7 protein-coding genes are annotated in these 6865 nt (G+C 72.7%); 3 read left to right on the plus strand and 4 right to left on the minus strand.

Annotation, left to right across the window (positions count from 1 at the left end):
* The first annotated feature begins 12 nt into the window (after positions 1 to 12).
* From D450_RS0128395 to D450_RS0128405, 3 genes are all read left to right on the plus strand, one after another.
* Positions 13 to 1245: an NAD(P)/FAD-dependent oxidoreductase gene (locus D450_RS0128395; protein ID WP_017542015.1), complete on the plus strand. Its 1233-nt coding sequence runs from the start codon at positions 13 to 15 to the stop codon at positions 1243 to 1245.
* A gap of 68 nt (positions 1246 to 1313) precedes the next feature.
* A complete protein-coding gene (locus tag D450_RS0128400; RefSeq protein WP_275041915.1) occupies positions 1314 to 1586 on the plus strand; it encodes a 4Fe-4S dicluster domain-containing protein in 273 nt (90 codons plus the stop codon).
* A gap of 218 nt (positions 1587 to 1804) precedes the next feature.
* Positions 1805 to 3172: a cation:proton antiporter gene (locus tag D450_RS0128405; protein ID WP_017542017.1), complete on the plus strand. Its 1368-nt coding sequence runs from the start codon at positions 1805 to 1807 to the stop codon at positions 3170 to 3172.
* A 57-nt stretch (positions 3173 to 3229) separates the two neighbouring features.
* On the opposite strand, the gene D450_RS0128410 is transcribed toward D450_RS0128405, so the two are convergent.
* The 4 genes from D450_RS0128410 to D450_RS0128425 all read right to left on the minus strand — a co-directional run.
* Entirely contained in the window at positions 3230 to 4018 is a 789-nt protein-coding gene (locus D450_RS0128410) for an AfsR/SARP family transcriptional regulator (RefSeq protein WP_017542018.1), read from the minus strand.
* Between the two features lie 800 nt (positions 4019 to 4818).
* Positions 4819 to 5529: a DUF2461 domain-containing protein gene (locus tag D450_RS0128415; RefSeq protein WP_017542019.1), complete on the minus strand. Its 711-nt coding sequence runs from the start codon at positions 5527 to 5529 to the stop codon at positions 4819 to 4821.
* Positions 5519 to 5860 (minus strand): TfoX/Sxy family protein, encoded by a 342-nt coding sequence (locus tag D450_RS0128420; protein WP_017542020.1) that lies wholly within the window; start codon positions 5858 to 5860, stop codon positions 5519 to 5521. The genes D450_RS0128415 and D450_RS0128420 overlap by 11 nt, the downstream gene beginning before the upstream one ends.
* A 13-nt stretch (positions 5861 to 5873) precedes the next feature.
* The coding region (locus D450_RS0128425; protein WP_152520939.1) for a sulfurtransferase at positions 5874 to 6865 on the minus strand (992 nt) is incomplete at its 5' end.

A 6865-nucleotide genomic window follows, 5' to 3' on the forward strand; every position in this document is an offset into this window, starting at 1 on the left:
AGAGGAACAGACGTGTACGACGTGATCATCATCGGCGCCCGCGTGGCCGGGTCCCCGACCGCCATGCTGCTGGCCAGGCAGGGGTACAGCGTCCTGGCCGTCGACCGGGCCGCCTTCCCCAGCGACACCGTCTCCACCCACATGATCACCGTCGGCGGCAGTGCGCAGCTGCGGCGCTGGGGGCTGATCGACCAGGTGGAGGCGACGAACTGCCCGCCGATCACCAACATCGAGCTCGACCTCAGCTTCGAGCGCTACGGCCCCTTCACGCTGACCGGCTTCCCCCGCCCGGTCGACGACGGCTTCGCCGCGATCTACGCCCCCAAGCGCACGGTCCTGGACAAGCTCCTGGTGGACGCCGCCGTGGACGCGGGGGCCGAGGTCCGGGAGCGGTTCTCGGTGGCGGAGGTGCTCACCGAGGGGGACCGGGCGGTCGGGATCCGCGGTGTCGACGCCGACGGGAAGACGGTCACCGAGCGGGCGCGCATGGTCGTGGGCGCCGACGGCATGCGCTCCATCGTCGCCCGGACGGTCGGGGCCCCCGAGTACCGCACCGCCCCGCCCAAGGCGTTCGGCTACTACACCTACTGGGACGACGTGCCCCTCAGGGGACTGGAGTTCTACACCCGGCCGGGCAGCACCGTCATCGCCTTCCCCACCAACGACCGCCAGGCCGCGGTCTTCGTCGAGCGGCCCGAGCGCGACTTCGCCGGGTTCAAGAGCGACATCCCCGCCAACTACCTCGCCACCGTGTCCGCCATCGCCCCGGACCTGGCCGAGCGCATCGCCGCCGGGAGCCTGGCGCACCGCTACATGGGCGCCGGCAACCGTCCCAACTTCTTCCGCAGGCCCTACGGCCCCGGCTGGGCGCTGGTCGGCGACGCCGGGGCCCACAAGGACCCGATCACCGCGCAGGGCATCACCGACGCCTTCCGCGACGCCGAACTGCTCGCCGGGGCGATCGACGCCGGCTTCTCCGGGCGGGAGCCCCTGGACACCGCCCTGGCCTCCTACGAGGCGCACAGGAACCGGGAGCTCAAACCGCTGTACGACTTCATCGTCGACCACGCCGCCATGGAGCCGTTCCAGGCCTCCTTCGAGGACGTGCTGGCGGCGATGCGCGGGAACCAGGACGCCATCGACCGCTTCTTCGGTGTGATCCAGAACACCGTGCACTGGGACGACTTCTTCACCCCGGAGAACCTGTCGGCCCTCATGGGCCTGTCCCCCGAACCGCAGGCCTAGGAGGTGCCTCCCGGGCGCCGCGCAGGAGGGCCCGACCCGAGAACCACCCCCTGGTCCGCGAAGGAGCGATGAGCCGTATGCCCTACGTCATCACACAGCCCTGCGTCGGCAGCAAGGACGCCTCCTGCCACGGGGCCTGCCCCGTCGACGCGATCCACCCCTCCCCGGACGACCCCGGATTCGACGAGCACGACCAGCTCTACATCGACCCGGACGAGTGCATCGACTGCGGTGCCTGCGAACCGGTGTGCCCGGTGGAGGCGATCTTCCCCGAGTACGAGGTCCCCGAGGAGTGGCAGGCCTCCATCGGGGCCAACCGCGGCTTCTTCGAACGCCCCTGAGCCCCCGCCCGCCGGACGCGGGGCCCGGCCCTGAGGCCCCCGCGCCGGCGGCCCCGACCCCTCCGTCGGTGGCCGCGTGAAGCGGCCACCGACGGCGCATGCGCACCGGTCGCTCCCCAGAGGAGGGGCCGGTCCCGTCCGAGCCGTGCCGCCCCCTCCGTGGCCGCCGTGCCCCCGTCCCGGATCGACCGGGCCCGACACCTCCCCAGGAGCCCCGGATGCCCTCACCGGCCGAGACCACCGTCCACTTCCTGCTCCAGCTCGGCATCGTCCTGGCCGTCTACCGGTTGATCTGGCCGGTGTTCAAAGCGCTCGGCCAGGTCCAGGTCGTCGCCATCATGGTGACCGGATTCCTGCTCGGCCCCTCGCTGCTCGGGGCCCTGGCCCCCGGAGTCCAGGAACGGCTCTTCCCCACCGAGGCGGTGGTCGCCGGCGAGACGGTCGCCCACCCCTCCTTCACCGTGCTCTACCTGGTGGGCCAGCTCGGCCTGGTCCTCTACATGTTCCTGGTGGGCAGCGCCTTCGACACGGGGATGTTCCTGCGGCACACCCGCGACGCGGTCTCCACCTCGCTCGCGGGCATCGTCCCGCCCGCGATCTTCGGCTGCGTCGTCGCCTGGCTGATGGTCTCCCAGGGCGGCTACTTCACGGAGGGCGTCACGGTCTGGCAGGCGGGCCTCTTCCTGACGGCCGCCATCGCGGTCACCGCCTTCCCCATGCTGGCCTGGATCATCCACGAGTCCGGCCTCCAGGGGACTCGGCTGGGCACCATCGCACTGGCCTGCGCCGCGGCCGACGACGCGGTGTCGTGGATCCTGCTCGCCGGGGTCGTGGCCTCGACCAAGGGCGACCCCGTCCTGGCCCTGGCGGCCTTCGGCGGCGGCGTCCTCTACCTGGTGCTCATGCTGACCCTCGGCCGCCGGGGGCTGGCGGCCGTCGGCCGCTGGGCGCAGCGCCGGCTGCGGGCCGGCGAGGAGTTCCCCGCGGGCCCGTTCGTCCTGGTCGTGATCGTGCTGCTGGCCGGAGCCTGGTTCACCGACCTGGCCGGGGTCTACGCCGTCTTCGGCGCGTTCATCGTCGGAGTGGCGATGCCCCGCGACCGCTTCACCGAGCTGATGCGCAGCAGGCTGGAGCCGCTGGTGGGGTACGTGCTGCTGCCGGCGTTCTTCGTGTGCTCCGGGCTCAACACCGAGCTCTCCCTCATCTTCGAGTGGCGCATCCTGCTCATGGCGGGGCTGGTGCTGCTGGTCTCCTCCGTGGGCAAAGGGCTCGCGATCGCCCTCGCCGCGCGGGTCCAGGGGATCGAGCGCAACGAGGCCTACGCCCTGGGCGCGCTGATGAACGCGCGGGGCCTGATGGAGCTGATCCTGCTCAACATCGGACTGCAGGCGGGGCTGGTGTCCATGCAGCTGTACACCATCCTGGTGCTGATGGCGATCGTGACGACCTTCGCGGCGACCCCGCTGCAGCGGTGGTTCCTCCGGGACAGGACCGAGCCGGGCGGCGCCCGGGGAGGCGCGGCCCGGCCGGGCGGTACGGCCCCCGGCCCCCGCGAGCGCAGACCCGAGGCGGACCCGGCGCCGTGAGCGGACGCCGCGGGGGACCTCTGGGGGCGGCAGGGGCACGGGGCGCCACCCCGGGCGTCACCCCGGGCTGCGGAGCCTCTGCCGGATCCGGGACAGCCGGTGGGGCGGCCGGGTCCCCAGCTCGCGCTGCAGGGTGCCGAGGAAGTCGTCCAACTGCTCCATCGCCCCCAGGACGTGGCCCTGCCGGAGGCTGACCTGCACGCTGGCGGCGATCGCCTCTTCGCAGTAGGGATCGATGTCCAGGATCGTCGCGGCGCAGGAGGCCGCGGCGAAGTCGTCGCCGGCGTCGAGGGAGGCGCGCAGCAGCCGGCTCAGGACGTCCTGGTACTCGCGCTCATAGGCGGTGCGGACGGGGGCGAAGGCGTCGGTGAACAGGTCCTCGGGAAGGAACGTCCGCTCGTAGTAGGCGGTGAGCTCCCGGCAGGCGACGATCTCGGCCGCGGCGTCGTCGGCGGCACGGGCGGCGTCGGCGCTCCGCAGGAGCCTGCGGGTCTCGGCGACGTCGGTCCGCCAGCGGTCCGCGGTGTCGAACCGGTAGCAGCCCCCGCGGTCGGATCTGATGAAGGACGACGGCCGTCGGCAGGGCAGCTCCGGTTCCAGCAGGCGGCGCAGGTGGTGCAGGGTCACGTGCAGTCGGTTGGGGCAGCGGTCCCCGTTCTCGCCGGGCCACAGGACCTCGCAGAGCTCGGCCGCCCTCCAGCGCCGGCCGGGGTGGAGCAGGAACCACTTGAGCAGGGTGCGGACGCTCTCCCGGCGCCAGGCCGGCCCCTCGAGCGGCCGTCCGTCGCGGAGCACCGTGAACGCCCCGAAGAACCTCGCCTCGTACTGTGCCTGCCCATTCGCCAATGCAGATCACACCCCTCGTGCGGAGTTGTCCGTTTCGCCGGTCCGAGCTCGGAGGATTCGCGGGCCAGGGGCGCCCCTCGCAGGAGGGCGTTCGGCGCCCTGCGTCCGCACCCGGTCTGTCCGTCCGCTTCCGTGCTGCACGGCCCGGGCGGGCCGCACCCCCGCGGACCCGCCGGTGATGGGGGGCGGCGGGGCGGGGAGCGCGGTTCCGTCCGGTCACGGCGTGTAGTCGACAATTCACCATTATTCGACCGGGTGCGAAAAGCCAGCCTGCGGTCCTTATATTATCACCCGGAAAATTCAGTGGCCTGCCTGAAATGCTGTGACTCTCCGTGGAAGAAAAAGTCACCGACCGCAGGAGGGTGCAGGTGGCCATTGCCGTACGGTGCCCGGGAGTGTGTTCGCCGGTGCGGTCCCGCAGGCGCGGTTCTGGCCGGGAACGGCCAAGGGGCAGGCTTTCTGGGCGGCGGGGCGTGCCGTACCGGAGGCTGCGGGGGCGGGGGCGGTCCCGGGAGAGCGGTTTCCGTCGTTCCGGGGGCGAGGGGAATTCGACCGGCCGGGAAAATGGAGAATTCCTTCAGCGGGGGAGGTGGGTGCGGAAATAAATTCGGGGCCGCGGAACGGCGGGACCCCCGAGCGCGGTTCGGTCGTCCGGTGACGGGGCGACGTCACCGAGGGTGAGGCGCGTGCCGCGGCCGGGGTGGGCGGAGCGCGGACGGGAAGAGCGAAGGGCCTCCGCGGCCCCGGCGGAGACACGAGGTCCCTGCCGGGGCCGCGGAGGCCCTCTCAGTGCTCCGGCGCTAGCGCCGGCCCGGTCGCCGCGGGGGCTGCTCGCTCCCGCCCACGTTCCTCTCGATCCACTCCCTGAGCGGGGCGGCCCCGTTCCAGACGCCGCGCACCTCGTCCAGGGCCTCACGCCGGTGCATCCAGTCCGCGCGCTCGTACTCCCGGACGACCACGGCACCCTTCCAGGTCAGCTGCTCGGCGCGCGGGTGGTCCTTGGCGAAGCCCGTGGGAACGCGCTTCAACGGGGGCTGCCGCCCCGGGCCCACGGGCAGCGAGCGGCCGGCGAGGGCGCGGCCGATCTCCGCGAACTCGGCCCCGGCGGCGGGGTCGTCGATCGCGGTCCTGAAGCGTTTGATCTGGTCGGGGGCCAGGGCCATGGCACCGCAGGCCAGCCGCATCCCCGACGCCTCCAGGCGGAGGAACGCGCCGATGCCGCCGACCGCCCGGTCGGAGGTGGTGACGCCGACCCAGGTCTTGTAGGGGGACTTGTCCTTGGAGAACCGGACATCGCGATTCGGGCGGAAAGTGCGCAGCGGGCCGAATTCGGGCTCCAGGTCCGACATCAGCCGGCCGATCGGATCCTGAACCGCGTTCTCCCAGGTCGTCCGGTTGGCCTCCCAGTAGGACTTGGAGTTGTCCTTCTCCAGCCCCTCCAGGAAGGAGAACAGCTCCGGCGGGAACCCGTTGAACGCCGAATCCGGCGCGCCGCCGTCCTCAGTCCCCACGCCCCGCCACCCTCTCGTTGTACTCCAGGGCCTCCCGCATCCACGCGGTGAAGTCCTCCTCCGAATCCGTCCCCTCGGGGGCGACGACGACCCATCCCTTGCTCATCGGCTTTCCGCGCATCTGCGCCCATTCGGCCCCGGGACGCTCGAGGAGCCCGTCCACCCGGTCGGGGTCGCAGCGCACCATCAGCCGCCCCTGCGTGTCGGCGGTGACCGCCATCTTGCCGTTCACCATGAACGACAGTCCGCCGAACATGCCGACCTCGCGGACGGGGGCGACCTCCGCGAGCGCCTCCCGGATCCGGTCCGCCAGTTCCTTGTCGTAGGCCATCGGCCGCCTCCTCCTAGCCCTCGGCGACCAAGGGGAGCGCAGGGTCGCCGCTCCATTCGGAAAGGCCGCCATCGTAGATGGCGACATTGTGCACGCCCAGCGTCGTCAGCGCGAGGGCATCGCTCGCGGCGTTCACGCCCGCGGCGCAATAGACGATCACGTTCCCGGTCGCCAAGGCCCCGACCTCTTCGAAGCGGTCCGCGAGGAGGTCCGGCGGCAGCAGGGCGCCCGTCTCGGGGTCGAGGAGCGAGGCCGCGGGGACGTTCGTGCTCGACGGGATGTGGCCGCGCCGGCCGTGGGCGACGGGGACGCGGCCCTCGTGCTGGTCGCGGGAGAGCGCGTTGATCAGGCACGCGGCCGGATCCTCGGTCGCGGCCAGGACCTGCTCGCGGGTGGCGGCGAGCTCGGGGCGCCGTCGCGCCTCGAACCGTCCCCGGGCGACCGCCGGCACCTCCGCGGTGGACGGCCGCCCCTCGGCCGTCCACTTCCGCCAGCCGCCGTCCAGGACCGCGGCGCGGTCGTGCCCCAGCAGCCGCAGCAGCCACCAGAGCCGGGCCGCGAAGGCCATATGGGCCCGGTCGTAGAGGACGACGGTGTCCGAGTCGCTGATGCCCAGGTCCTCCAGCGCGCCGACCAGCCGCTCCACCGGCGGCACGGCGAAGGGGCGGTCCGCTCCGGCGTCGGCGAAGTCGGTCAGCAGGTCGGCGAACACCGCGCCCGGGACGTGCCCCTCGGCATAGCCGGGGCGGCCGCTCTCCAGCTCGATCCCGCCCGTGGGGAGGGGGCGGTGCAGCACCGTGCAGTCGACGACGACGAGCCCGTCCTGCCCCAGGTGGTCGGCCAGCCAGTCGGTCCCGACGACGGGGGAGGGCACCTGCGGGCCGGTCCCGCCGGCGCCACCGGTGCCGCTCGGTGCCCCCTGCGTGTCCTCGGCGTCCGCTCCGCTCGCTTCGCCCCCTCCGCCCCCTCCGCCCCCTCCGCCCTCTGCGTATTTGGGCAGGAGGG

It is taken from the genome of Nocardiopsis halophila DSM 44494, from assembly GCF_000341245.1.
GTDB classification, from domain to species: domain Bacteria; phylum Actinomycetota; class Actinomycetes; order Streptosporangiales; family Streptosporangiaceae; genus Nocardiopsis_A; species Nocardiopsis_A halophila.